This window comes from Streptomyces sp. H27-H1, from assembly GCF_026627445.1.
Classification (GTDB): domain Bacteria; phylum Actinomycetota; class Actinomycetes; order Streptomycetales; family Streptomycetaceae; genus Streptomyces.
Window position 1 is genome coordinate 46,130 of the sequence record NZ_JAPNLJ010000016.1, and the last position, 23,413, is coordinate 69,542.

The 23,413-nt window shown below is 69.7% G+C and carries 27 protein-coding genes; 9 read left to right on the forward strand and 18 right to left on the reverse strand.

What is annotated here, in order from left to right; all coding sequences use genetic code 11:
- Positions 1-486: 486 nt before the first annotated feature.
- On the reverse strand, positions 487-1,428 hold the full coding sequence (locus OTB20_RS19145; protein ID WP_267819051.1) for a beta-ketoacyl-ACP synthase III: 942 nt from the start codon (positions 1,426-1,428) through the stop codon (positions 487-489).
- A gap of 204 nt (positions 1,429-1,632) precedes the next feature.
- On the opposite strand from OTB20_RS19145, the gene fdhD reads away from it, so the two are divergent.
- Complete coding sequence (fdhD, locus tag OTB20_RS19150; RefSeq protein WP_267819053.1) at positions 1,633-2,466, forward strand: formate dehydrogenase accessory sulfurtransferase FdhD; 834 nt, start codon at positions 1,633-1,635, stop codon at positions 2,464-2,466.
- A gap of 53 nt (positions 2,467-2,519) precedes the next feature.
- Here fdhD and OTB20_RS19155 read toward each other — a convergent pair whose 3' ends face one another.
- From OTB20_RS19155 to OTB20_RS19165, 3 genes are all read right to left on the reverse strand, one after another.
- The gene (locus OTB20_RS19155; protein WP_267819055.1) at positions 2,520-2,789 is read right to left on the reverse strand and encodes a hypothetical protein; all 270 of its coding nucleotides are present in this window, start codon (positions 2,787-2,789) and stop codon (positions 2,520-2,522) included.
- A gap of 117 nt (positions 2,790-2,906) precedes the next feature.
- The gene (locus OTB20_RS19160; protein ID WP_267819057.1) at positions 2,907-3,338 is read right to left on the reverse strand and encodes a (2Fe-2S) ferredoxin domain-containing protein; all 432 of its coding nucleotides are present in this window, start codon (positions 3,336-3,338) and stop codon (positions 2,907-2,909) included.
- A 9-nt stretch (positions 3,339-3,347) separates the two neighbouring features.
- Positions 3,348-4,562 carry a bile acid:sodium symporter family protein gene (locus OTB20_RS19165; protein ID WP_267819311.1) on the reverse strand — a complete coding sequence of 405 codons (1,215 nt, stop codon included), beginning with the start codon at positions 4,560-4,562 and terminating at the stop codon, positions 3,348-3,350.
- A 139-nt stretch (positions 4,563-4,701) separates the two neighbouring features.
- On the opposite strand from OTB20_RS19165, the gene OTB20_RS19170 reads away from it, so the two are divergent.
- The 4 genes from OTB20_RS19170 (at position 4,702) to OTB20_RS19185 (ending at position 9,507) form a co-directional block, all read left to right on the forward strand.
- Positions 4,702-5,553 carry a LysR substrate-binding domain-containing protein gene (locus OTB20_RS19170; protein ID WP_267819059.1) on the forward strand — a complete coding sequence of 284 codons (852 nt, stop codon included), beginning with the start codon at positions 4,702-4,704 and terminating at the stop codon, positions 5,551-5,553.
- Positions 5,554-5,805: 252 nt separating this feature from the next.
- Positions 5,806-7,629 carry an AMP-dependent synthetase/ligase gene (locus OTB20_RS19175; protein WP_267819061.1) on the forward strand — a complete coding sequence of 608 codons (1,824 nt, stop codon included), beginning with the start codon at positions 5,806-5,808 and terminating at the stop codon, positions 7,627-7,629.
- A 132-nt stretch (positions 7,630-7,761) separates the two neighbouring features.
- Entirely contained in the window at positions 7,762-8,790 is a 1,029-nt protein-coding gene (locus tag OTB20_RS19180; protein ID WP_267819063.1) for an ABC transporter substrate-binding protein, read from the forward strand.
- A 486-nt stretch (positions 8,791-9,276) separates the two neighbouring features.
- Positions 9,277-9,507 (forward strand): helix-turn-helix transcriptional regulator, encoded by a 231-nt coding sequence (locus OTB20_RS19185; protein ID WP_267819064.1) that lies wholly within the window; start codon positions 9,277-9,279, stop codon positions 9,505-9,507.
- A gap of 460 nt (positions 9,508-9,967) precedes the next feature.
- Here OTB20_RS19185 and OTB20_RS19190 read toward each other — a convergent pair whose 3' ends face one another.
- Positions 9,968-10,180, reverse strand: coding sequence for a hypothetical protein (locus OTB20_RS19190; protein ID WP_267819066.1), 213 nt, complete (start codon positions 10,178-10,180; stop codon positions 9,968-9,970).
- 191 nt (positions 10,181-10,371) lie between these two features.
- Between OTB20_RS19190 and OTB20_RS19195 the strand changes: the two genes are divergently transcribed.
- On the forward strand, positions 10,372-11,589 hold the full coding sequence (locus OTB20_RS19195; protein ID WP_267819068.1) for a helix-turn-helix domain-containing protein: 1,218 nt from the start codon (positions 10,372-10,374) through the stop codon (positions 11,587-11,589).
- Here the strand turns inward: OTB20_RS19195 and OTB20_RS19200 are convergent.
- Complete coding sequence (locus OTB20_RS19200) at positions 11,570-12,232, reverse strand: HAD family hydrolase (protein WP_267819070.1); 663 nt, start codon at positions 12,230-12,232, stop codon at positions 11,570-11,572. The genes OTB20_RS19195 and OTB20_RS19200 overlap by 20 nt on opposite strands.
- 58 nt (positions 12,233-12,290) lie before the next feature.
- On the opposite strand from OTB20_RS19200, the gene OTB20_RS19205 reads away from it, so the two are divergent.
- The 3 genes from OTB20_RS19205 (at position 12,291) to OTB20_RS19215 (ending at position 13,094) form a co-directional block, all read left to right on the forward strand.
- Positions 12,291-12,455 carry a hypothetical protein gene (locus OTB20_RS19205; protein ID WP_267819071.1) on the forward strand — a complete coding sequence of 55 codons (165 nt, stop codon included), beginning with the start codon at positions 12,291-12,293 and terminating at the stop codon, positions 12,453-12,455.
- A gap of 9 nt (positions 12,456-12,464) precedes the next feature.
- Entirely contained in the window at positions 12,465-12,692 is a 228-nt protein-coding gene (locus OTB20_RS19210) for a hypothetical protein (protein ID WP_267819073.1), read from the forward strand.
- A gap of 177 nt (positions 12,693-12,869) precedes the next feature.
- On the forward strand, positions 12,870-13,094 hold the full coding sequence (locus OTB20_RS19215; protein WP_267819075.1) for a hypothetical protein: 225 nt from the start codon (positions 12,870-12,872) through the stop codon (positions 13,092-13,094).
- A 224-nt stretch (positions 13,095-13,318) separates the two neighbouring features.
- On the opposite strand, the gene OTB20_RS19220 is transcribed toward OTB20_RS19215, so the two are convergent.
- The 12 genes from OTB20_RS19220 to OTB20_RS19275 form a co-directional block, all read right to left on the reverse strand.
- Positions 13,319-13,915 (reverse strand): hypothetical protein, encoded by a 597-nt coding sequence (locus OTB20_RS19220; RefSeq protein WP_267819076.1) that lies wholly within the window; start codon positions 13,913-13,915, stop codon positions 13,319-13,321.
- On the reverse strand, positions 13,912-15,777 hold the full coding sequence (locus tag OTB20_RS19225; RefSeq protein WP_267819078.1) for a DEAD/DEAH box helicase family protein: 1,866 nt from the start codon (positions 15,775-15,777) through the stop codon (positions 13,912-13,914). The genes OTB20_RS19220 and OTB20_RS19225 overlap by 4 nt, the downstream gene beginning before the upstream one ends.
- Before the next feature lie 168 nt (positions 15,778-15,945).
- A complete protein-coding gene (locus OTB20_RS19230) occupies positions 15,946-16,332 on the reverse strand; it encodes a hypothetical protein (protein WP_267819079.1) in 387 nt (128 codons plus the stop codon).
- A complete protein-coding gene (locus OTB20_RS19235) occupies positions 16,329-16,934 on the reverse strand; it encodes a recombinase family protein (RefSeq protein WP_267819081.1) in 606 nt (201 codons plus the stop codon). The genes OTB20_RS19230 and OTB20_RS19235 overlap by 4 nt, the downstream gene beginning before the upstream one ends.
- A 315-nt stretch (positions 16,935-17,249) precedes the next feature.
- The gene (locus OTB20_RS19240) at positions 17,250-17,894 is read right to left on the reverse strand and encodes a collagen-like protein (RefSeq protein ID WP_267819083.1); all 645 of its coding nucleotides are present in this window, start codon (positions 17,892-17,894) and stop codon (positions 17,250-17,252) included.
- Complete coding sequence (locus tag OTB20_RS19245; protein ID WP_267819085.1) at positions 17,891-18,238, reverse strand: hypothetical protein; 348 nt, start codon at positions 18,236-18,238, stop codon at positions 17,891-17,893. Before OTB20_RS19245 ends, OTB20_RS19240 begins: the two co-directional genes overlap by 4 nt.
- A 12-nt stretch (positions 18,239-18,250) precedes the next feature.
- On the reverse strand, positions 18,251-18,622 hold the full coding sequence (locus OTB20_RS19250; protein WP_267819086.1) for a hypothetical protein: 372 nt from the start codon (positions 18,620-18,622) through the stop codon (positions 18,251-18,253).
- 10 nt (positions 18,623-18,632) lie between these two features.
- On the reverse strand, positions 18,633-19,496 hold the full coding sequence (locus tag OTB20_RS19255; RefSeq protein ID WP_267819087.1) for an N-acetylmuramoyl-L-alanine amidase: 864 nt from the start codon (positions 19,494-19,496) through the stop codon (positions 18,633-18,635).
- A gap of 21 nt (positions 19,497-19,517) precedes the next feature.
- Positions 19,518-20,243 carry a hypothetical protein gene (locus OTB20_RS19260; RefSeq protein WP_267819089.1) on the reverse strand — a complete coding sequence of 242 codons (726 nt, stop codon included), beginning with the start codon at positions 20,241-20,243 and terminating at the stop codon, positions 19,518-19,520.
- Entirely contained in the window at positions 20,243-21,352 is a 1,110-nt protein-coding gene (locus OTB20_RS19265) for a hypothetical protein (RefSeq protein WP_267819090.1), read from the reverse strand. Before OTB20_RS19265 ends, OTB20_RS19260 begins: the two co-directional genes overlap by 1 nt.
- A complete protein-coding gene (locus OTB20_RS19270) occupies positions 21,349-22,527 on the reverse strand; it encodes a hypothetical protein (protein ID WP_267819092.1) in 1,179 nt (392 codons plus the stop codon). Before OTB20_RS19270 ends, OTB20_RS19265 begins: the two co-directional genes overlap by 4 nt.
- A gap of 15 nt (positions 22,528-22,542) precedes the next feature.
- Positions 22,543-23,412 (reverse strand): phage distal tail protein, encoded by an 870-nt coding sequence (locus OTB20_RS19275; protein WP_267819093.1) that lies wholly within the window; start codon positions 23,410-23,412, stop codon positions 22,543-22,545.
- Position 23,413: the final 1 nt, after the last annotated feature.

Below are 23,413 nucleotides of genomic sequence, written 5' to 3' on the forward strand. Positions count from 1 at the left end.
GGTTTCCCGCGGCGACATGGACAACAATAGCAAAGGTTCGGCGGGGTTCCGACCAGGTATTTCGGCCGGGCCGAGTCCGACGCGCCGCGCTGACCTGCAGGCATACCCCGGGGCGAACCCGCAGGGCGGGCGAGACGAGGCGTCTCGCGGTCAGTGGGCGGCGTTGACCCGCTCCCCCTCCGCCAGGTCGTCCTTGCCTGCCAGGCGTAGAAGGTTTCACCTTCCGTGTAGGCGTGGGCGTCGTACGTGCCGCAGCGGAGGGAGGGCTTGCCGCGGGCATCCTTCGGGAACCAGTCCGCCGGGAGCTTGCCGTCCGGGAGAGTGGCCTTCAGGAGGCGCTCGCCGCCTTCCGGCGGTGGCCACGATGAGGTTCTTGCGGCGCATGGCCGCAGCCGACCGGGCCGGGCTCGCGGCTCAGGCTCTGCCACCGCGGCCGGGCTCGCGGCGGCTGAAGAGCCGCCGCGGGCGCCGGGTCGGGTGCGGGTGCTACGGGCAGCGGATGACCTGGCCGGCGTAGGAGAGGTTGCCGCCGAAGCCGAAGAGGAGGACGGGGGCCCCGGAGGGGATCTCGCCGCGCTCGATCAGCTTGGACAGGGCCATCGGGATGGAGCCGGCCGAGGTGTTGCCGGAGTCGACGACATCGCGGGCGACGACGGCGTTGACGGCGCCGATCTTGGCGGCGAGCGGCTCGATGATCCGCAGGTTCGCCTGGTGGAGGACGACGGCGGCCAGCTCCTCGGGGGCGACCCCGGCCTTCTCGCAGACCTTGCGGGCGAGCGGCGGGAGCTGGCTGGTGGTCCAGCGGTAGACGGACTGGCCCTCCTGGGCGAACACCGGCGGCGAGCCTTCGATGCGGACCGCGTGGCCCATCTCGGGCACGGAGCCCCACAGGACCGGGCCGATTCCGGGCTCTTCGCAGGCCTCGACGACGGCCGCGCCGGCGCCGTCACCGGTCAGGACGCAGGTGGTGCGGTCGGTCCAGTCGGTGATCGCGGTCATCTTGTCGGCGCCGATGACCAGGGCCCGGGTGGCGGCGCCGGCCCGGATCGCGTGGTCGGCGGTGGCCAGGGCGTGGGTGAAGCCCGAGCAGACGACGTTGATGTCCATGACGGCGGGGCTGGCGCCCATGCCGAGCTTGGCGGCCACACGGGCCGCCATGTTCGGGGAACGGTCGATCGCGGTGGAGGTGGCGACGAGGACGAGGTCGATGTCGTCCGGAGTCAGACCGGCGTTCGCGAGTGCCTTGCCGGCGGCCTGGTAGGCCAGCTCGTCGACCGGTTCGTCGGGTCCGGCGATGTGCCGGGTCTTGATCCCGACGCGGGATCGGATCCACTCGTCGTTCGTGTCCACCATGGCGGCGAGGTCCTCATTGGTGAGCACCTTCGAAGGCTGGTAGTGCCCTAGCGCCACCACGCGTGAACCGGTCATGGGCGGGGTCCCCCCTTGTAAGGCAGTCAGGATTTATCAGCTTCGCCTGCTACTGATGGGTACAGGGGCGCGTGACCCGACAGGATTCAGTGCCCGGACTTTGGAGCTTCCCGAGGATCCTCCAGCCGGGAACGGTGCCTGAACGGATCCGGGAGAATGGATGGTCCAGGTGCGTGACGAGGACAGAACGGGTGTGCTGAACACATGGGACGGGTCACCGAACGCCGCCGCGTCGTCCGGATCCGCAACGGCGTGGTGTCCACCCGGGCGGACACGCTGGTGGCCGAAGAGCCCCTCGAGATAAGGCTGAACGGCAAACCGCTGGCCATCACGATGCGCACCCCGGGCGATGATTTCTCGCTGGCCGTGGGCTTCCTGACCAGTGAGGGCGTACTGGGCTCGGCGTCGGACGTCCGTGCCGTGACCTACTGCGAGGGCGCCACCGAGGACGGAACGAACACCTACAACGTGGTGAACGTGCAGCTCGCCCCGGGGGTTCCGGTGCCGGACATCACACTGGAGCGGAACGTCTACACCACCTCCTCGTGCGGCCTGTGCGGGAAGGCCAGTCTGGATGCGGTGCGTACGGCGACCCGGTTCCCGGGCCTCGCGGACGATCCCGTACGGGTGGGCGCCCGGCTCCTCGGGGAACTGCCGGACCGGCTGCGCGCGGAGCAGAAGGTCTTCGACCGCACGGGCGCCCTGCACGGCGCCGGGCTGTTCTCGGCGGCGGGCGAGCTGATCGACGTACGGGAGGACGTGGGCCGGCACAACGCGGTGGACAAGATCGTCGGGCGGGCGCTGCAGGCCGGGCGGCTGCCGCTGAGGGGCGCGGTCCTGCTGGTGTCGGGGCGGGCCTCCTTCGAGCTGGCGCAGAAGGCGGTGATGGCGGGCATCCCCGTGCTGGCCGCCGTGTCCGCTCCGTCCTCGCTCGCGGTGGACCTGGCGCTGGAGTCGGGGCTGACACTGGTCGGGTTCCTGCGGGGCGGGGACATGAACATCTACGCGGGCGGGGAGCGGATCGACCTGACGGGGTGAGGCGCGGGGCGGCGGGGGCCGTCGTGCGACCCCCGCCCCTGTCCCGCTACGGGTCACTTGCCGGCCGGTACCGCCGGCCGGACGTGCTCGGTGCCCGCCGGGGCCTCGATCGTCTGGCTGTAGGAGTTGTCCTTCGACGCGGTCCGGACCTTCTTGGCGGGCACGTGCGGGGTGCCCTTCGGGGCCTCGATCGTGTGGCTGGGCGAGGAGGCGCGGTCGGCGGCGCCGCCGCCGTTGTCCGCGGCCTGGGCGGCGCCGCCGAAGGCGAGGGTGCCGAGCAGGACGGCGGCGGAGGTGGCGACGAGGCGCTTGCTGAGCTTCATGAGGGGCTCCCTGTGCTTCGGGGTTTCTTGCTGACACCCAGAAACTAGAAGAACCGGACATTTCCGCGCTCTAACGGTTTCCACCCCCGAGCCCCTCGCGCCTTTACGCCGTCCCGATCAGCGTCCCCGGCGGCCGCGGCGGGAGGCGGGCGCGGCCGGTTTCGGGTCCGGCGGGTCGATCCGGTGCAGGTCGAGGGCAGGCGGGAGCGGGAGGGCGCCGGGGCCGCCCGATCCGGCCCAGGCGATGATCTCGTCGGTGGCGGTGTCGTCCAGGGCCCAGCCGAACCAGACCGCGCGGGCTCCCCGGCGGCGGGCCTCCGTGGTGGGCTGGACCACGATGACGTTGGCCTGCGCGCAGGGGCCGAGGCAGTCGGTCGTACGGACGGCCAGGCGCCCGTCGGAGGCGGCCGCGGCCTCGCGCAGCCGGGCCAGCTGTCCCGCATGGTCGGTACCGGGGTTCTTGCGGGGGTCGCCGCAGCAGCAGCCCCGGCAGACCACCAGGGTGCAGGGGCGCGGGGCATGGGCGGAGAGCGGGCGTATCCAGGTCACCGCCGCACGTTACCGGGCCTGCGGGACCGGGTGTTGAGGGGTCTGCGAGACCTCCGCCACATGCTCGGCGGCGAGTTCGGGCCGTTCCGCGGTCTGCGGGGCGTACGGGTCCTGCGGGGTGTGCGGGCCTTGCAAGGCTTGCGGGTCCTGCGGGGCGTGCGGGCCTCGCAAGGCTTGCGGGTCCTGCGGGGCGTGCGGGCCTCGCAAGGCTTGCGGGTCCTGCGGGACGTGCGGGCCTTGCGGGTCCTGCGGAGTGTGCGGGTCCCGCGCGCGGCGGCGGGCCAGGACCGCGCAGACCATCAGCTGCATCTGGTGGAAGAGCATCAGCGGCAGCACGGCGAGGCTCGCCTGTGCGCCGAACAGCACGCTGGCCATGGGGAGTCCGGCGGCCAGACTCTTCTTCGACCCCGCGAACTGGATGGCGATCCGGTCCTCGCGGGTGAATCCGAGGCGCTTGGCCCCGTACCAGGTGACCAGCAGCATCACGGCGAGGATGACCGCCTCCACGGCCATCAGCCCGCCGAGCCGCGGGAGGCTGACCTGGTGCCAGATCCCGGCGACCATGCCCGCGCTGAAGGCGGTGTAGACCACGAGCAGGATCGAGCCGCGGTCGACGTAGCCGAGGACTGATCTGTTGCGGACGAGGAAGCCGCCGGCCCAGGGGCGCAGGGCCTGGCCGAGGAGGAAGGGCAGGAGCAGTTGGAGGACGATCTTCACCAGCGAGTCGAGGGAGAGGCCGCCCGCGCTGTTGCCGAGGAGGCCGGCGGCGAGGAGGGGTGTCAGGAAGATGCCGATGAGGCTGGAGAAGGAGCCCGCGCAGATCGCGGCGGGGACGTTGCCGCGGGCGATCGAGGTGAAGGCGATGGAGGACTGGATGGTGGAGGGGACCAGGCAGAGGAAGAGCAGTCCGCTGTAGAGGGGAGGCGTGAGGACGGTGGGGACCAGGGTGTGCGCGGCGAGGCCCAGGAGGGGGAAGAGGGCGAAGGTGGAGGCGAGCACGGTGAGGTGGAGCCGCCAGTGGCGCATGCCGTCGAGGGCCTCGCGGGTGGAGAGCCGGGCGCCGTAGAGGAAGAAGAGCAGGGCCACCGCCGCGGTGGACGCGGCCCCGGCGCCGGAGGCGGCCGCGCCGCGGGCGGGGAGCAGGGCGGCGAGGCCGACGGTGGCGAGCAGGCCCATGATGAACGGGTCCACGGGGAGCCGGGCGGGGAGGTGCGGGCGGCGCATGGGGATGCTCACTTGCTGAGGTCGGGGGGAGGGCGGCGGGGTTCCCTCCCATCTTCGGGGGTGGGGTGGTGATCGGGAAACCCGTACACCGCTCTCACTGTCATCACGGAACGCGATGGGCGAGCGTAGGGTGGGCGGTGTGTACGAACCCGTTCAGCTGCGCACCTTCCTCACCGTCGCCCAGACCCTGAGCTTCACGCAGGCCGCCGCCCGGCTCGGTGTCCGCCAGTCCACGGTCAGCCAGCACGTGCGCCGGCTCGAGGAGGCCACGGGCCGGCCGCTCTTCCTGCGCGACACGCACAGCGTGGAACTCACGGAGGACGGCGAGGCGATGCTCGGCTTCGCCCGCTCGATCCTGGAGGCGCACGAGCGCGCCGCCGCCTTCTTCACGGGGACGCGGATCCGGGGCCGACTGCGCTTCGGCGCCTCGGAGGACTTCGTGCTGACCCGGCTGCCGGAGATCCTGGAGGCCTTCCGGCACGAGCACCCCGAGGTGGAGCTGGAGCTGTCCGTGGAGCTCTCCGGAACCCTGCACGAGCGGCTGGACGCGGGGCGGCTGGACCTCGTACTCGCCAAACGGCGCGGGGACGGGGACGAGCGGGGCCGGCTGGTGTGGCGGGACCGGATGGTGTGGATCGGGGCGGAGGGGCTGCGGGTGCACCCGGACCGGCCGGTGCCGCTGATCGTCTTCCCACCGCCGGGGATCACGCGGGCGCGGGCGTTGGACGCATTGCAGGCCGACGGGCGGCCGTGGCGGATCGCCTGTACCAGCGGCAGCCTGAGCGGCCTGATCGCGGCGGCGCGGGCGGGGCTGGGCGTGATGGCCCATACACGGGGGCTGATCCCCGCGGGGCTGGTGCGGGTGGCGGGCCTGCCGGATCTGGGGGCGGTGGAGTTCGCACTGCTTCGGGGGGCTCGGGGGTCGGCTGCCGGTGACGCGCTGGCCGCGGCGATCCTCTCCGGCGCGGATCGGCTCACGCGGGCCGCGTAGGCCCGTCCCGGGGTGCCCGGCCGGAGCCCCGCTCCGGGGCGGGATGCTCGGCCCGGTGGACTTCGACCTCGCCGCGGTCGCGGTCCGGGGCCGACCGGAAGGGATTGCGGTGTCGTGGCCGCCCGGCACGGCGAACCTGCCAGGCCAAGGCCCTGGACGCGCTGGGGAGGTCTTGTGGAGGTCTCCCTTCAGTGATCACTTGCGGGTAGGGGTGGGATAGCGTCGCCGCGCTGTGCGGAGAGGAGCTGGGCCTTGCACGAGATCACCGTCCCACCGGTCGTCGAGGGCTCACCCGTCGGTGGTCTGGCCGATGCCGTTTTCCTGCACGCCCGGGAGGATCCCGGGCGGGTCGTCCTCGGCCGCAAGGTCGACGGAGTCTGGCGGGACGTGACCTCCGGCGAGCTGGCCTCGGAGGTGCTCGGGCTCGCCAAGGGACTGTTGGCGCAGGGCATCCGGTTCGGGGACCGGGTCGCGATCATGTCCCGTACCCGGTACGAGTGGACGCTCTTCGACTTCGCCCTGTGGGCGATCGGCGCCCAGCCCGTCCCCGTCTATCCCTCGTCCTCCGCCGACCAGGTGCACTGGATCCTGTACGACTCCGAGTGCACGGCCTGCGTGGTGGAGGACGAGAACCAGGCCATGACCGTCGGGTCGGTCATCGAGCGGCTGCCGGGGCTGCGCCGGCTGTGGCAGCTGGACGCGGGCGCCGTGGACGGGCTCGTGCAGGACGGCCTCCAGGTCGCCGAGGACGTCGTGCACCGTCACCGGAGCGCCGTGACGCCGGATGCGACGGCCACCGTCATCTACACCTCGGGGACCACCGGACGACCCAAGGGCTGTGTGCTGACCCACGGCAATTTCATGTTCGAGGCCGACACGATGGTGACGCGCTGGGAGTCCGTCTTCCAGGCCGGGCCCGGTGAACAGCCGTCCACCCTGCTGTTTCTGCCGCTCGCGCACGTCTTCGGGCGGATGGTGGAGGTGGCGGCCGTCCGCGCCCGGGTGAAGCTCGGGCACCAGCCGGTGCTGGCGGCGGCCGAACTCCTGCCGGACCTCGCCGCGTTCCGGCCGACCTTCGTGCTCGGGGTTCCGTACGTCTTCGAGAAGGTCTACGCCGCCGCCCGCCGCAAGGCCGAGACCGAGGGCCGGACCGGGCCCTTCGACCGGGCGGTGGAGACGGCCGTACGGTACGCGGAGGCGCGCGAGCAGAAGGCGTTCGGCACCGGGCCCGGGCCTTCGGCGAAGCTGCGCATGGAGCACCAGCTGTTCGAGAAGCTGGTGTACGGGAAGGTGCGTGAGGCGCTGGGCGGCCGGGTGCGGCACGCCATGTCGGGCGGCTCCGCGATGTCGCGCCGGCTCGGGCTGTTCTTCGACGGCGCCGGAGTGACGGTCTTCGAGGGGTACGGGCTGACGGAGTCGTGCGCGGCGGCCACCGCGAACCCGCCCGGGGCCACGAAGTACGGCACCGTCGGGCGCCCGATCCCCGGCAGTACGGTGCACATCGCCGAGGACGGGGAGATCTGGCTGTACGGCGCCAACGTGTTCGCCGGGTACCTGAACGACCCGCACGCCACAGAGGCCGTTCTGCGGGACGGCTGGCTGGCCACCGGGGACCTGGGGCGCCTCGACGCGGACGGCTACCTCACCATCACCGGGCGCAAGAAGGAGATCCTGGTGACCTCCAACGGCAAGAGCGTCGCGCCGGCCGGCCTGGAGGAGCGGGTCCGCTCGCATCCGCTCGTGTCCCAGTGCGTCCTGGTGGGCAACGACAGGCCGTTCATCGCGGCCCTGCTCACCCTGGACATGGAAGGGGTCGCGCACTGGTTGGCGATGCGCGGCCGGCCGCAGCTGCCGGCGGCCGACCTGGTGCTCGACCCCGATCTGACGGCGGAGGTCCGACGGGCGGTGGTGGCGGCCAACACCCTGGTGTCCCAGGCCGAGTCGATCCGGACGTTCCGCGTCCTGGCCGAGCAGTTCTCCGAGGAGCGGGGGCTGCTGACTCCCTCGCTGAAGCTGAAGCGGCGGGCGATAGAGAAGGCCTACGCGAAGGAGGTGGCGGCCCTCTACCAGTCCTGACGGGGTTGCCCGGTGATCACTTCCACGGCCCGAACCGTTACCTGACGGGCCGTCACTTTACTGGCCGTTGATATTGACGATGCGTCAGGTCGCGCACAGAATGCGGGGATTCCGACCGGAGGGGATCCACACATGTTGCGACCGATCCGCACCTTGGCCGCCGCGGCGGCGACGCTCGCGCTCGTCTCCGCCTGCAACTCCGCCTCCAACAACAGCTCCGCCGACAAGCCGGGAACCGCCGGCAACGCCCGCGGGGTGAGCGCCGACTCGATCAAGGTCGGCGGCATCGTGTCGATGACCAGCGCCAGCGGCTACAGCAAGAAGGACACCGACCTCGGGGCGAAGGCCCGCTACATGAGAGCCAACGCCGAGGGCGGGATCAACGGCCGCAAGATCGACTACATCGGCGCCGAGGACGACGGGCAGGACCCCGCCAAGAACCTGGCCGCGGCCCGCAAACTCGTCCAGCAGGACAAGGTCTTCGCGGTCTCCCCCATGAGCTCGGTCACCTTCACCGGCGCCGACTTCCTGGAGCAGGAGAAGGTACCCACCTTCGGCTGGGGCACCCTCCCCTCCTTCTGTGGCCCCAAGTACATCTACGGATTCAACGGCTGCCTCGTGCCCACCCCCGGCGGCACCATCAACCAGACCTGGCCCGAGGGCATCGGACAGGTCCTCGGCGGCGCCCGGGGCAAGTCGGTCGCGATCATCGCCAACGACAGCGACGCCGGAAAGTTCGGTGTGCGCACCTTCCAGCAGGGGTTCACCAGCGCCGGGTTCAAGGTCGCCTACGCCAAGGCCTCGGTACCCGGCACCGCCGTGCCCAGCGACTGGTCGGCGTACGTCAAGGAGATCCTCGAAAGCAACGACGGCAAGGCCCCGGACGCGGTCGTCTCCGTCATGCAGACCCCCAACAACATCGGGCTGTTCACCTCGCTCAAGCGCAGCGGGTACAAGGGGCTGCTCTCCGACCCGACCGACTACGACCCGGGCCTGCTCGCCAAGGACGCCACCAAGCAGGCCCTCGACGGCGTGCACGTCCTGCTGCAGTTCGAGCCGTTCGAGTCGACGAACCCGAAGATGGAACAGTTCAAGGCCGACATCAAGGCCGCCTCGGGCGGGCAGGACGTGCCGCTCAACATGCACATGATGTTGCAATGACTGTCCAACTTGCTTTCCTCATCTGGGACGACGTCACCCACCAGGCCTTTCACCTGCACCGCTTGCCGATCCAGTGGACATGAAAGGACTTGAGTGGACACCAGAACCCATGATCATCTCCCATTCGTTTCCCACTCCCCCCACCTGTCGGACAAGAGAAAGACCGGGCCCGGATCTTCGTCCTCGAAGGCGATGGCAGATCCGGGCCCGGCATCTAGGCCAACGAGCGCCTCGCACATGGTGCTGATGTGCGGTTCACTCGTCGGGATTGCTACCCGTCGCTCCTTGACGGGTAGCTGTTGGGGTCATCCGGAGTCAGCACATGGGGTGCTCCGACTCGCGGTGTCCCCTCCGGCGCGACTGGTCCTGATCCAGTCGCGCCGGAGCTTGAGGCGGTCGCCTTCTCGGCCGACCGATCGACGCTGATCACAAAGTGCGGGATGTATCCCGCAGACAAAACGATCTTGATGTCTGAATGTCTAGTGGGTGCAACCCGCTACACCTCAATGGATCCAGAAAGCCCGCATCGAGCTGGGCAATCGGATCCGCGACGCCCGGCTTCACGCCGACCTGACGCAGGAAAAGCTCGCCGAGATGGCCGGGGTCGACCGGACCACCCTGCAGAACACTGAGGCCGGCAAGACCGATCCCAAATTCAGCCAGCTCCTTCGTCTCGCTCGAGCACTGCGCCTCCCAGTGCGGGACCTGCTGCCGTAACGCTGAGTGCATGACTATTTTCGGTCACGCGATCGAGTGCCATCCTGCCTGGCAATGGCCGTGAGTGGAAGGGTGGCACCTGCACGTATGCACACGCAGCGTTCGCACCCAGTGTGATTCCGTCACCAACCAGCCACCTCTGGCCAGGACTTACGGCTCTCACGCTCCTGTCGTGTGCCCCAGATTCGTGGGCGCAAATCAGCCAACAGGAGTTCGCGGGTCCACTTATCCGGATGGCGGACAGTTCCCGCCCCTCCCGGCGCCGCCGCACCAGGAGGGGCGGGGGTCTAGGGGAGCCGAGGCAGGTGCCGGGCTACGGATGACCGGCGTCGACGCACGTCTGGGCACTGGCTGGGGTGCGCGTAGTCGTCGGGGCGAACGCCGCTCGCACTGTGGCGCGTGATCTTCTTGGCTTCCCCGACGATGGCTTGCTGGCACTCGCAGCAGATCCGGCCGGCGCTCACGAGGCGGACCCGCAGGGCGGGCAGGCCCGGGGGAACCAGCGGCTGCGCTGCCCGGCTCGGACGACTGGGCGTTCGCCGAGGTCTACGGCGTCCCCGTTGTCGAGGTGGATCCCGCAGTGGACGCAGGCGGTCCCGCGGACCTGCTGCTCGGACAGTTCCGACAGTGGAGGTAAGACGTGCTTGCGGGGTGGTGTGATGGGTGGTGCCACGGGGTGCTCCCTGCCGGTCTCAGCGGGTGGTGGTGATCAGCGTGGCCTCATTGCGGACGTATGGCGAGGACATGAAGCGGACTCTTCCGGGCCGTAAAGCGGACGTCTAAGGTCTCGTGTGGGTGATGCGTGGCCTGGTGTCGGCCGGGCTGCCAGACTGGCCACCGCCCCTACGACATATGGAGGTTGGGATGTCCCAGCCGCTAGGCAATGTCCGCCTCAGGGCGGCCCGTCAGGCAGCGGGATTCCGCTCGCAGCAGGCCCTCGCCGATGCGCTGACCGCGCGCGGTTTGAGCGTCAGTGCCCGCCAGGTCCGACGCTGGGAGTCCGCCGATCCGCGCCCACCGTACTCGGACCAGCAGCGCGCCCTGGTGGAACTCCTCAACGTCGCCGCGATCGAGGACCTCGGCTTCCCCGCAACGACCGGAGTCGACGCGGGCCGGGTGCTCCGGACCCCGCCGGCTGCTCCGATGACTGTGCCCAACGCCGTGCAGCCTCCGAGTGCGGCGTCGGCGTTCGCCGCGGTCACGCGCGCCCACCGGCGCCTGTACTGGACGGTGGCACCCGGCACCCTGCACCCGTCCGTGGTCGCGCACGCCGGCCTGGGGGCTGCTCTGTTGCCTGCGACGACGGGCGGGGTACGCCAGGCCGTGGCCTCTGCTCTCGCCGAGTCGTGGCTGCTCGCCGGCCGCATCGAGTTCTTCGACCTGACAGAGCCGGCCCGTGCCCGCGAGACCTGGCTGCGCGCGCTGCAGGCGGCCGGGGACGCTGATGACGCGCTGCTCGGGGCTGCGATCCTCGCGCACACCGCTTTTGTGCCGGGCTGGGCCGGAGACCGGGCGGGAGCCTCGGAGCGGATGGCAATGGCCCGCACCTCCGCCCGCCGAGGCGCCGCCTCTGCCGAGCTGCTGGCGTGGCTGGACGCGGTCGAGGCCGAGTGCGAGACGCGCTGCGGGAACACCCGCGCGGCCCTGAACCTGATCGGGCACGGCGAGGACATCCTGGCCGCCGGAGGGGACACTCCCAGCCCGGACTGGATGGACTGGTTCAGCAGTGTGCGCCTGGCCGCGTTCAAGGGGAACACCCAGCTACGGGCCGGGCATCTGCCGCAGGCCCGCGAGACGCTCCTCGGAGTTCTGGAGGGCCTGCCTGGCGACGCGGACAAGCAGCGGACGGTTGTCCTCGGCGACCTGGCCGCGGTCGAGGCTGCGGCCGGCCAGCCGGAGGCGGCCTGCTCCTACGCAATCCGGGCCCTGGATCTGCTGGAGACGCACTGGTACGCGACGGGCATGGAGCGGGTCCGCGAGGTGCGGCGCGAGCTCGCCCCGTGGCAGGGCGAGCAGTGCGTCCGCGACCTCGACGACCGGCTGTACAGCTGGGGAGCGATGCTCAGCGCTCTCGCGAATTGACGTCGCTGATCAGCGCGGGGAGCTCGAGGAGGCTGTCGACCCTGAAGGTCGGCAGCTTCTTCGCTTCCTCGGTGTCCCACTGGATGGTGCCCCAGGGGCCGCGGCGGATGAGCGCGGTCGGCATGCCGGCGGCAACGGCGGGGCGGAGGTCGTTGTCGACGCGGTCGCCGACGTAGAGGATCTCCTCCGCAGCGAACGGAACGACCTCGGCGACCCGGACGAAGAACTCGGGGTCGGGCTTGCTGGCGCCCCAGTCGTCGGAGGTACCGATCAGGTCGACGTCGTCGGTGAACAGGCCGCGGAGGATGCCGCCGGCGCGCACGGTCTGGTTGCCGGCGATGCCGAGCCATAGGCCGTCGGCGCGCAGATTGGCGAGTGCGGGCCGGACGTCCGGGTACAGGTCCCCTTCGTCAAAGTGCTCCGGCTTGCCGGCCTCGGCCCGGGCTTCCCGCTCGGCGGTAAGGTCGAAGCCGGGCTTGAACGGCTGAAAGACCTCGCGGTAGTCCCGCCCTTGGGCGATGACGGCGCCGAACATGGCGGCGAAGGTGTGGCGGGGTACGCCGAGCCAGTCAGCCCAGGTGCCGTACTCGCGGGTCTCGTCTACGAGGCACTCGCCGACGTCGAAAACAACAGCTCGAATCATGGGCTAACCCTATGACTGGCGCGCCCCGTTGTGGGCGGCGCCCGATATCCTGTGCGACATGTCCCCCACCCCTCCCAACCCGGCTCCCGCACGTTCTGCGGCCGAGGTGAACGACGCGATCCGCGCGCTCGTCGGCGCCGGCGGCGTGGGCACGCAGGCGTATCAGGAGCTGCTCGTCGAGTGGGCTGCGGCGGTGCGTGCTGAGGTCGCGCCGGCAGCATAGGATCCGCCGGTGGCAATCGAACCCCCTGACGAACTCGTCCAGCTCCAGCGTGCGGCGAACGCGGCCGGTGCGGAAGCGCGGTCCCATCCGTACACCCCGGAGGTGTGGCGGCCGTGGCTGGACGCAGTCGACACTCTGCAGGCCGCGGTGACGGAGTACGCGAAGACTGCGGGTGAGAACCGGTACGAGGTCGGCCAGGCCGTAAAGCAGGCGGCGAAGGAGCCGGTCGAGGGCTGACGCGCGTCCGCCCCACCGGGCGCTGTCCCCGGGGCCGGGGTCCGGTAGGGCGGAACCGATCGCACTGAGGCAGCCCGCCTCAACCCGTGAATGGGATACCGAACAGGCTAGCGGTGGGCGCTGACAACGCCGGGCGCTCGGGATGCCGTGCCGCCTGGCACGTCGCACCCTGGATGCATGGCCGATGAGACAGAGATCGTCATCCATCCCGTGTCACGGACGGGCGGGCGGAAAGTCACCGCGCACGTCCACGGGGTCGACGCCGACCTCGGCCGCGCCTTCACGCCGGCGGACGTGTCCGAGTTCCTCCGCCGGGCAGGCCTCGAGGACGTCGACCTGTCGGATGCGGGGCCGATCCGCTGGGAAGGCGGCGGGCCCGAGGTGTGGTCGGCCGACATTTGACCGGGCGCGCGGCAACCCTCCCGTGGGGAGCCGGGAGGGTGATGCGCCCGGGATGGTCCGGAGCCACACCATATGCACGGGTCGCCGCTGGTCGGTAGGCATATGACAGGGGAGATTCCGGATACGGAAACGCCCGCCCCCGCGGGATGCGGAGGCGGGCGGTAGGAACAGTCTGGGGCTGGACGTGCGTTACGCACGTCCAGCACTTTGACCAGGTGCAATGCTCAGGTCTCGGCGGCGAGTAGCTTGGCCAGCTCGGCGACGGCGTCGGGCGGCAGGTTACGGCGGAGCGCCATGGCGGCGGCTTGAGGTTCGTCGACGGGGATGTTGACCATGCGACGCCGGAAGCCGGCCTTGACCATGGCGGCGTGGGTGGTGAGGGTGCCAGCGAGGACTTCGGCGTGGAGGTCGGGGCGGTCCTTGCGAAGACGCCGGAGGCCAGCTTCGCGAGATGTCCCGGAGGGGGCAGCCGCCGTTTCAGTTTGTATGTTATGCAAACTGAAATCCTCGGACCTTCTGTCTCCGCCGTTGGCCAGCTGTATGGCGTCGTCGAACAGATCGAGCGCCACAGCGTCGTCCCGAACCAGGGTGCGTACCAGGGCCATGGACGCGCCAAGGCCCTTCAGCGGCGGCGTGGTGACGAATTCCTCGAACTGGTCGTACTCGACCAGCTCGCCGCGCTGCGTGACGAAACTCCGCCAGGCCCCCTCGGCGAGCACCCGCTTCACCAGGCCGGGCACCGCCTTCAGGCCGTGATCGCCGCTCCGAAGCGAGGACCCGAGGGCCTCGACCAGGTTGGCGTTCTTCTTCAGGTTCGTCACAGCTCACCGAGCCGCTTCAGCAGGAACGCCTGGATCCGCTCGAGCTCTTCGATCGTGGCCTTGGCCCGGGGCGGGAACCCTTCCTTGCGGAGCTGGTAGTTGAAGTCCTTCTTCGGAATGCCCATCTTGTACGCGGCCTTACCGACCAGGGTGTCGACCTCGCCACGCAGCATCCGCTCCCTGCGGTGCCGCGGGATCGCCACCACAGGCACGGCTTCAGGTGAGATGACTTCGATGCCGTCCTGCTGCATCGATCGATGGCCGCGGGCAACCCTGGTGGCGAACGTCATCGGGATGTCATTTGCCCTGCACCAGATCTCTGCGCGGCCGATCTCTTCGGGCGTCACCTCGTCGCCGTTGAGGATGGCCCTGTCGAAGGTGGCCTCGGTGGCCGACAGGGGCTGCCGGTCGAAGTCGAAGGCCCCCTGGCTGTAGCCGGCGTCTTCGCGGGCCTTCCGCTCCCGCTCGAATTCGATGGCCAGCTGGTGGCGGAGTTCCTCCTCGATCTCACGGGCGTGGTCCATGAGGGCTGGCACGGCCGGGATGTACAGGCGGGCGTTGAACTCCTCGTCCTTGCGGGTCCGGACGAAGCGGCCAACTACCTGGCGGAAGAAGAGGGGGGTCCGGATCTTCGTCGCGTATACGCCGACGGCAAGGCGCTTGATGTCGACGCCTTCCGAGACCATGCGGACGGCAACGAGCCACTTGGTGCTGGAACCCCTGAAGGTATCGATCTTCGTCTTGGCCTCAGGATCGTCGGACAGGACGACGGTGGGCTCTTGGCCGGTGACGTGCTTGAGGATCTCGGCGTAGGCGCGGGCGTGGTACATCTCGTGGGCGACGACGAGCCCTCCTGCATCCGGGATCTCCTGCCGGAGCTCGTCGAGGGCCCGGTCGGCCTGCGCCAGCAGTGCTGGCATCCATGGCTGGTTGGGCTGCAGGACGGTGTCGAGGGCGGCCGAGACGTCGGCTTCGGCCAGGTTGTTGCCGAGGCTGGAGCTGCTGATCTTCCCGCAGTCGGCCCAGCGGGCTTCGCCGTCGTAGGCGTGGAACTCGATACGGCGACAGACCCCGTCCGAGACTGCGGTGCCGTACTCGTAGGCGAAGTCGACCACGACCTTGCCGTCGTTGTCGTAGTTGACGAACGGGATGGGGCTGGTGGCGTCCTTGCGCCAGGGTGTTCCGGTCAGGCAGATGCGGTGGACGGCGTGTTCGAGGGCGTCGGTGAGGCCGTCGCCCCAGGCTCGCTTCTCGCCGGCGTGGTGAATTTCGTCGAGCAGGGCGATGGTTGGCCGACGGGTGATACGGCGCAGGAGGTTCGAGCCGACTCCTCGGGCGGCTTGCGCGTAGGTGACGACGCAGCCGTCGTAGCCTGCCTTGTCGTAGTCGTCCGGCCCTGTGACGGGCATCAGTGACAGGCCTGTCTCCTCGGCCGCGTCGGCCCACTGGCTGCGAAGGGCATCCGTGGGGACGACCACGATGATCCGCTCGATCGTCCCCTCTTCTTTGAGGAGCTTCGCCAGGGCCAGCGAGAACCAGGTCTTGCCGGCGCCGGGTGTGGCCGCGACCGTGAAGTTCTTCTTGGGCTGGGACAGGAACAGGTCGCGGGCGTGGGTCTGCCATTCGCGGGCGCTGTTGGCCACGTTGTTGCCCTTCTGGAGGTTGCAGGTTGGGCAGAGCGCCTGCCCGTTGATGACGTCGGTGGCTCCGCCGTGCGAGTACGGAGCGACGTGATCGGCGTGCCAGCCGGGAGCGAGCGTGGCTCGGCAGTTGGTGCACTGGCCGTCAGCGGCGAGGTAGAGCGCTACCCGCTCGCTTGCGTTGAAGAGGCGTCGGGGTGGAGTCGCAGGCTGTTCAGGCATGGCGGATCCGTTCTGCGGATGATCCGTGGCCAGGACTTAACCGGATATTCACGAGTATGACAGCGGCATGGCAGGTGAATATGCGAAACCGGTGATGTCACAAATCGCTTGTCCGTACATGCGAACGCCCGCCTCCGGAAGGGGCGGGCGTTGCGTACCAACCTGGATCTACTCGGCCTCCCGGACCTCCCGGGAAGCAGCCGCGAACAGGGCTGCGAGGTCGCGCTTGTTCCTGAGTTCAGCCCACTCGGTGAGGAGTCGGTGGGCCGTTCCGACCGTGTCGGCTGTCCGCCCCGCAGGCCAAGACTGGTCGGGCCAGGCCGCGCTGACAGCCGGATCGATGACGCGGGCGGACGCAATGATGGCGAGCCCCCAGGCGAGCACGTGCTCGGGACTGATGACGGCGGCGTAGTCGTCCGGGTCGGCCGAACCGTAGACGGCCTTGCAGAGTGCGGGTATAGGCCCCAGGGCGGCGTGGCGGGATGCTTCACGCAGCGCGCTGGACACCGTTGGGGCTGTCGGCAGCAAGGCGAGTTCCGCCGGAGACAAGGTCATTGCTCCTCCTGTCGAGTGTCGTGAGCGCTGAGGGCCTGCGAGATGGCGCCGACGCTTGGGTTCCTCCCCTTGCTCTTGCCCTCGGCGATGCGGAGATGGGGCTGAATCTGGCGGATCGTGAAGCCGCGCTCGCGCAGGGCCGCGGCCTGGATCGTCAGCGCTTCCGTCATCACCGGCTTGCGTCCACCGACTCGGCCACGCTTGCGAGCCGCATCGAGGCCGTCCTTCGTCTTGCGCACGATGTCCCGGCGCCGGTCTTCAGCGAGAGCCAGCGCCAGGTCCAGGATCAGGGAGCGCTCCTTGTGTTCGCCGGCCCCGATCCCTTCCAGCACCTTGACTGAGATGCCCCGCTCGAAGAGGTCGTTCAGGACGATGAGCCCCTCGAGGAGGTTGCGGCCGAGCCGGTCGACCTCCTGCACGCAGAGCATGTCGCCGTTGCGGACATACTCGATTGCGGCCAGGAGCCCGGGGCGCTCCTCGGTGCGGAGCTTGCCACTCATCTTCTCTTCGAAGACCTTGAGGCAGATCGGAATCAGGGCGTCGTGCTGTCGCTGGGTGTTCTGCTTGTCGGTGCTGACGCGGACGAGCCCGATGAGGGCCATTCAACTCCCCTTCGTTCATCAAACGCTTCATGTTCTATCTGAACGCTAGCAGGTTGATGAACGAGTTTCTGAACAACTGCACTACTGGTCGGCCTAATTCAGAGTGGGCCCGGGCCTATGTTCAGCTTCCGACCGATTGATGAACAGGTCGAACACGAAGAAGCCCCCACTGCGAGAGCAGTGGGGGCAAGGTCCGTATGGCATCTTATCGTGGGCAGAGCAGGCGAGTTGGGACAGCAAAACACCCCCGCCCAGAAGGGCGGGGGCTGCTTCCCTTTCGGCTTCGGGTCGAGGTGAGCTTGATCCGACGGCCCCCTACGGGTACTGGCGGCGGGCCGGATCCAGTGCGGCAGCAGACGGCTTGGGCGATTCCGTCGGCTGCGGCACCCCAGTGCGACGGCACACGAGCGCATCGGGGTCGTCGGCCGGGGCTTGGAGGGTGTAGCCCGCCGGGCACATGGAGCCGCTCTGGCCGGGCTCACCCGCGGGTCCGGGCTCGCCCTGAGGTCCCTGTTCGCCCTGAGGTCCCTGCGGCCCGGCAGGCCCTGCCTCTCCCTGCGGGCCAGCCGGGCCAGCCGGGCCCGACGCCCCGTCCTTGCCTGGCGTACCCGACGCGTCGACCCCGGGCGTGCCCGGAGCGCCGCTCTCGCCCGGCGCACCGGACGGTCCCGGAGGACCGGACGGGCCTGTGAAGCCGGGTTCTCCCTGCTCGCCGGGAGGTCCGGACGGGCCGACGTCGCCACGGGAGCCGGGTTCGCCGGCCACGGGGGTACCGCCCATGTCCATGACCTGGCGGGCCAGCGCGTCCCGCGCGGTGTTGGCGCCGCGCAGGTCATGGGTCAGGGTGACGACCTGTACTGCCAGCCACGCCAGGAACGCAAGCATGAGCAGGCCGGTGAGCACGCCGAGCCATTCGGCGCGCGGCCACCGCCACAGTCGGCGAGCGCGTGCACGGGTCACGACACCACCGCCCAGATTGCGACTGCTGCGGACAGGAGGGCCAGCAGCATCGGCACGATCAGCTGGTACAGGCGCGCCTGCCGTTCCCGCTCCCGGCGATCCCGTTCCGTCAGCTGATACTGCTCGAACGCCGTCTCCAACGCGTCACGCTCGTCTCTCACTTTCTGAACATCCTGCGACAGGGCCGTGATCCGCTGGTCGGTGTACGCCGATTGCAGGGAGTACACCTCGGTGGAAACGACCCTGTCGAGCCGGGCGTTGATGCCCTGGCCCAGCGCATGGATCTCGTGTCTCAAGGCGTCCACTGTGCGCCCGAGTTCGCCGACGCTCAGCTCTTCGGGCACGCGCTGCTCCGATCAGACGGCCGTCGGGCGGGACACGGCGATGCCTGACGGGGCCGGGGCCGGGGCCGGCGCGGTGATCTGCGTGCGGTCCCACATCGCGACTACCGCGGCAGCAGCGGCGAGGACGACGGCCTGCTGCTCGGCCGACCAGTCGAGGCCGAAGCCCACCGCAAGGGCAAGGGCGGCCTGCGCGAAGCCGAGGACCGCGGCGCCGATCGCATCGCCAGCGACCATCGCGAGGATGAGGCCGACGAGGGCTGCGGCGACCGCGTTGATGACGGCCTGCTGGTTGGCAGTGACGTCCACGCCGAACGCGGCGACGAGCTTGACGGTGATGGCAACGAGGCCGAGCCAGAGCGCCGGCTCACGATTGAAGAGCTTCATGGGTTCCCTTTCAGGACTGGAGGCGGGTGGCGAGCTTGGCGGCGACCTTCTCGGCGATCTGCTCGGCGAGGGCCGGCGACGCGGCGAGCTTGTCCGCGATCGCTGCGACCTGCTCGGGAGTGAGCGCGACGGGCTGCGCGGTGGCGAGCTTCTGGAGGATCTGGGCGGCCTTGGCGTCGGCGGCGCCGGCGGAGGCCACGGCGGTACGGAGGTCGCCGTAGGCGTCCCTGTCCGCGCCGTCTCCCCTGTAGCTCCAGCCCATGTACGGGACGTTTGCCCTGTGGATCTCGGCGAGCTGCTTGGCCTGGTTGGCGTCCATGTCGGGTTCCTCCGTAGGGGCGGTCTGGCCATTGGCCCGAGCGACGATGCCCGGGAAGACGATGGTCCTGAACTGGGCGACACGGGCATCGCCGGGGCAGGCAGTGCCGCTCACGGCCCAGTCGGAATGCAGGCGGTGATAGCCGAAGCCAGGGTCGGACGCGGTGCGGCAGATCCGCAGCGGGATCCCGTGCTGCTGGTGCAGCCACACGCCGAGCCTGATCAGACCTTCGACCTGCTCGGCCGTCCACGGGTCGCTGTGGTTGCTGTTGGACGCAGTCTCGATCGACACGGCGCCCGTGCCGTCTGCCCGCTTGTTCGCCAGGTAGTTGGCGTCGGCCCGGGTCTGGGTGCCGATGTACTGAGCGATGCTGCCGTCGAAGGACTGCCCGAAGTGGCTGTCAAGATTCGTGCTATCGCGCCAGTACTCGAACACGCGCTCCTTGGTCCACGGCGCAGCGATCGAGTGGAGGATGAACTGCGTCGGGACGATGGCCGGCTGGCTGTCGCTTTCCGGCTGCAGCTCCATCCTCGTGGCGCCTGCATACCAGGCCATGATGCCTCCAAGGCGTGTGGGTCAGGCCTCGCCTGAGTCGTAGGTGTTGGATCCCCAGGTGCCGTGGCTCCAGGAGTTGACGGTGCCCGCGCCGGATGTCCGCTGACATTCCTGGGTGATCACAACGCGGTCGCCGTACTCGACCCCGGCGAGGTCAGTGCCCGTGGCCCGGTAGTCGAGGAATGTCTCCTCGTTCGTGGCCGAGATCGTCGGCCCGAGCTGGATGTACGCGCTGTCCCAGAGCGCCCGGATACGGACCTGCCCGGTTGTCGAGGCGGGGGCAACCACCGAGGCGCGAAGGTCCAGGACGCGGTGCTGCACCAGCCACACCCCGATGTGCGTCGTCACCCAGGACCCGGCCGTCACGGTGACCGCGGGAATCATGGGCACCGGCACCCAGGGGCGGCCGAGGAATCCGTCCGCGTACTCGTCGTCAGTGATCAGGGTCTTCCCGTCACGCGACAGCACCCGGACCGTGTCCGCGGTGCCCGCGTCTTGCCCGGACACCGACACAGCGAGGGTGCCGTCGTCGCGCCGGAGTTCCGTTCCGTACAGTCCGCTGGGCAGCTTGCCGACGCCGAAGACCGTGGTTCCGCCGGGTCTGATTACGGAGAATCGGCCGGAGGAGATGCTCGCCGACTCCAGCCGGCGGGCCGCCCGCAATTCCCGTACCTCGCGTTCCAAGGCCTGGATTTTCAAGGCCAGCCCGTTCACGCCCGGGGGCAGCCTGTCGGCGGGAGTGGGCATCAGTCCTCCTCGACAAGGATCGGGCGGATGCGGTCCGAGTCAGCGTCGAGCTCCCACGACCAGGCACGCGCGACGACGTCCGCGCCGTTTGGGTGCCGCGGGGATTCCTCGATCGCGACGCGGACGGTGTCGCCGAGCGCCCAGTCCCGGCCGAGCCGCGGGCTGCGGGACGCCACACCCTCGACCGACCAGACGTTGCTACCGGTACGCATGAGCGCGAGGGCCCTGGCTGCGTGGGCGTTGAGCTCAGTAGGGTCGGTGATCCCTGACGCGGGGGTGAACCGGTAGACATAGCGAGGCCAGCCGGACGCTTCCAGGTCGGCGGCGATCTGTGAGTCGCTCGTCAGCCGGGACGCGCCCTCGCCCTCGCCGCGGGCCGTGACGACCGTGGCGCCGCTACCCGACTCGTAGGATTCGATGAGCCTGTAGGACGCGATACACCCGGGCAGATCGAAGACCGCCTCAGGGTCGGAGAGAGTGAGGCCGATCTTTGGCCGGACGCGCAGCGGGAGTATGAACCCCGTTTTCGCCGCGCTCGCCCACTCGACGTCGCACGTCCACTCCGGGCCGCCGTCCATGGCCATGACCTGCTGCATCGCGGACAGCGACGTTCGGTCGTCCGTGGCGAGGATGTACGAGTCCATGAGCACGCCGGTAGCGGGAGCGTCCATCACGAACGGCAGGCCGCCGGCTAGTGGGGTGGCCATCATCGCCGTGATGATGTTGGCCTGATCCTGCTGGATCAGGCTGTGGTCATCGACGTACCGCCGGTCCAGGTACGCCTCGGGCGTGATGGCGCCGAGGCTCAGCATCTCGTCACTCCCACCCTCGCGGGTGAGGATGACTCCCGACCAGATCGGCAGGTCGGTGACAACGTCCACGGCCACCAGCAGTGTGCGGCCCGGAGTGGTACATGCCTCCCAGTCCGCGGGCGCGCCGCCCAGGTGCATGCTGAGGGATGCGGTCGTGGCCGTGCCCAGCTTCCGTGACAGCGCCTGCGTGGGCGTGAGACTGCGCAGTTCCTCGATGACGTTGCCGGTGGTGGCGTCGCACGAGTACCAGGCCAGCTCATACGGATCCGGATCGCTGCCGCCCAGGAGGTCGCTCACGTGGTGTTCGCCGAGACCCGGGTGATGCCGAGGGCGACGCTCAAGGTGACCGATGACCCGGACGCCTGGTTGCCGAAGAGCTCCAGGTACTGATTCGGGGCGGTCGCGATGACCCGGCCGGATATCGCCGCCGGGGCGTTACCTACCGACCCCTTGGCGATGTTGACACGCGCCGTGGTCGACGCAGTCCCGGACCCGTTGAGCCGCAGTTCACCGCGACCCTCCGCGGCGCCCAGGGTGCCCGGCCAGTTGATGTATCCGTCGAGGACGTAAGTGCCGGCCAGCGGCATGACCAGCCTGGTGGGCTGGCCTACGACCCACATCCCGGACCGGTTGGACATGGCCAGACCGCCGCTGGTGAAGCTCAGTGCGAAGTACGTGCCAGCGCTGGACGCCAGGGAGACGGTTGCGCTGAAAAGGCCCGCGGTCGGTTGTTCCGTCGTCGTCCACGCGGACCCGTCCCACCGGTCCGGGACCAGGGTCGTCGTGTTGTCTCGGTACTGGCCGGTGTACGTACCCGTCGCGTAGGCGGCAGGCGCGATCCCTCGAAGTGCCGATGACCATGGGCGCCAAGCCGATCCGTCCCAGCGCTCCAGGGCGCCCGTCGAGGAGTTGTCCCTCCACTGGCCGACGTAGTAGCCGGAGGCAAGCGCAGTGTCGGGCAGGATCCCGCCCGGTGCCACAGTGACAGGCCGCACCGTCGTCGACACCGTCGGGGAGCCGCCGCCCGACGCGGGAACGCTGATCGTGGCCAGCGGCACGTAGATGACCGTACCGGCCGGCGTTGGCGCGACGGGGCTGCCAGCTGCGGTGCCCGCCAGGTAGACCGCCTCCACTTTGCGAAGGCCCGAGGCATCAACGTCGGTATCCCATACGCGCAGATAGACCAGGTCGATGCGGGCGAGCGTGGCGTGCGCGGCGTTGACGGTGCCGGGGCTGGTGGAGGACGGCATAGCGGCCCGGTACACGCCCTGCCCGGACCGGTACAACAGGGCCACTCCTGCGGAGACGTTGATGGTAGAGCCTGCCAGCGAAACGGTGAGGCCAGTGTCGCCAGGCCGGACGCCCGCGCGTGAGCCCATGGCGGTGCCATCGGACATCGCCAGAACGGAGTCGGACTGTCGCAGTTCCAGCCCGGAGTAGGTGAGCGAGTCCTCCCACAGCGGATCAGGCACGGTGCCTCCTCGAGGTCAGAGCCATGCCGAGCGCCACTGTGCGGTGAGCATGGCGCTGGCGTCGTAGGCGATGGACTGGAACTGGATCGTGGACGTCGAGCCTGCGGGGATCTCGGGCCAGCCCGCCGGGGTGGAGATCCAACGGCGCCGGGATGCCGTGCCGTCGAGGACGACGGAGTGCGAGTCGCAGTCGATGATCAGTTGCTCGCCCGCAGTCAGGTTCTGGCTGTACAGCAGGGACTGCACCGTGCCGTCCGGCTGCTGGACGAGGATCTGCGGCTGGGTGACCGGGCCCGAGACCACGAAGACGGGCCTGGTTGCGATCGTCCCGACATTCGGCGCACTGAAGGCACCGGAGACGGTGACGGCAGACAGGGTCAGCGGGGGTGTGAGAGGCACGGACAGGCCGCCCGTGGTGGACGGCAGGCCAGTCGTACCTGACTGCAATGAGGTCGCGTACCGGCGCGGGTCTGCCGCGGTCACCAGCAGTGAGTACTCCGCGATACGGTCGGTGATCGGCCGGATCAGCGGCTTCCCCGATCGGCGCACCACGGCCTGCTTTGGCACCGTCTCGTACACGGTCAGTGTCGTCGCGGTCAGCGCGGCGGCGGCCCGCAATTGCTCCATCGCATCGTCGAGCGCCATCAAGTCGGGCGCCTCGATCTTGCCGGCCAGGACGATGGGCCGTTCGCCTAGGTACACCCGCCCGGACCAGGCGCCGTGATCGGCCGCGCGCGCCTGGTACTCGGACCGGGTTTCTGATCCGTCCCACCCTTCGATCTCTTGGAGATGCCAGGCCACCCCGGCAGCGTCCACCCCCCCGAGGGGGACGCTGCCGAGGTCGGCCCGCCGGCCGCCGAGGTCTGTGCTCGGGACATAGGCCACG

Coding starts and splice junctions, on each gene's coding strand:
- OTB20_RS19165 (WP_267819311.1), bottom strand. CDS start 4,562: ATGCGCCGCCCGCACCTCCCCGCCCGGCTCCCCGTGGACCCGTTCATC.
- OTB20_RS19215 (WP_267819075.1), top strand. CDS start 12,870: ATGGCCGATGAGACAGAGATCGTCATCCATCCCGTGTCACGGACGGGC.
- OTB20_RS19180 (WP_267819063.1), top strand. CDS start 7,762: ATGTTGCGACCGATCCGCACCTTGGCCGCCGCGGCGGCGACGCTCGCG.
- OTB20_RS19155 (WP_267819055.1), bottom strand. CDS start 2,789: ATGAAGCTCAGCAAGCGCCTCGTCGCCACCTCCGCCGCCGTCCTGCTC.
- OTB20_RS19200 (WP_267819070.1), bottom strand. CDS start 12,232: ATGATTCGAGCTGTTGTTTTCGACGTCGGCGAGTGCCTCGTAGACGAG.
- OTB20_RS19250 (WP_267819086.1), bottom strand. CDS start 18,622: ATGAAGCTCTTCAATCGTGAGCCGGCGCTCTGGCTCGGCCTCGTTGCC.
- OTB20_RS19235 (WP_267819081.1), bottom strand. CDS start 16,934: ATGGCCCTCATCGGGCTCGTCCGCGTCAGCACCGACAAGCAGAACACC.
- OTB20_RS19205 (WP_267819071.1), top strand. CDS start 12,291: ATGTCCCCCACCCCTCCCAACCCGGCTCCCGCACGTTCTGCGGCCGAG.
- OTB20_RS19145 (WP_267819051.1), bottom strand. CDS start 1,428: ATGACCGGTTCACGCGTGGTGGCGCTAGGGCACTACCAGCCTTCGAAG.
- OTB20_RS19195 (WP_267819068.1), top strand. CDS start 10,372: ATGTCCCAGCCGCTAGGCAATGTCCGCCTCAGGGCGGCCCGTCAGGCA.
- OTB20_RS19230 (WP_267819079.1), bottom strand. CDS start 16,332: ATGACCTTGTCTCCGGCGGAACTCGCCTTGCTGCCGACAGCCCCAACG.
- OTB20_RS19225 (WP_267819078.1), bottom strand. CDS start 15,777: ATGCCTGAACAGCCTGCGACTCCACCCCGACGCCTCTTCAACGCAAGC.
- fdhD (WP_267819053.1), top strand. CDS start 1,633: ATGGGACGGGTCACCGAACGCCGCCGCGTCGTCCGGATCCGCAACGGC.
- OTB20_RS19260 (WP_267819089.1), bottom strand. CDS start 20,243: ATGCCCACTCCCGCCGACAGGCTGCCCCCGGGCGTGAACGGGCTGGCC.
- OTB20_RS19255 (WP_267819087.1), bottom strand. CDS start 19,496: ATGGCCTGGTATGCAGGCGCCACGAGGATGGAGCTGCAGCCGGAAAGC.